Origin of the sequence: Mesorhizobium escarrei (assembly GCF_935825525.1) — a bacterium.
GTDB classification, from domain to species: Bacteria; Pseudomonadota; Alphaproteobacteria; order Rhizobiales; family Rhizobiaceae; genus Mesorhizobium; species Mesorhizobium escarrei.
Genome location: NZ_CAKXZT010000103.1, coordinates 1 through 567 on the forward strand (window position 1 = coordinate 1; position 567 = coordinate 567).

General features: G+C 61.9%; 1 pseudogene. It reads right to left on the bottom strand.

The window, feature by feature from the left end:
* Positions 1-567: pseudogene (locus NMG80_RS07150) on the bottom strand (MFS transporter); the annotation flags it as partial.

A 567-nucleotide genomic window follows, 5' to 3' on the forward strand; every position in this document is an offset into this window, starting at 1 on the left:
GACCGATGTGAAGCTCGCGGCGGCGGCCTGCTCCACCTCGGTGACAACCGCCATCACGTAGGAAGAGCGCGTGGGCACATCCATCTGCGAAAGTGCGGCGCGAATCAGCAGCAAAGCGATCGCCAGAGGGAGCGTCGGCGCAAGCGCCGCCAGCATCAGGGCCAGGCTGGACGGAATATGTGTGAACACCATCGTGTTGATGAGTCCGATGTGCCGAGACAGCCAAGCTGCAACGGGGAATGAGAACGCCGAAAGTACGCCCGACCAGAAGAAAGCCGGCTTCCGAGAGCGACAGGTCGAATTTTTCGAAAAGCCATAGGGCAAGCAGCGACTGGACGACAAAGCCGCCGGCGAAAGCATCAAGGCTAAAAAGTGCCGCAAGCTTGAAAACAATATTGCGCGAGGGGCCGAGCGCGGACGCGGTGCCGGCGTCCGACGTCGGACGACGCCGCGGGATCTGCGCGTAGATGAGGCCGCCGAGCAGGCCCAGAAACGCATAGAGCACGAACATCGCCTTGATGCCGCTGAGTTGGTCGAGGCCGGCTGGAGCCAGAAGATCAGGGGTTG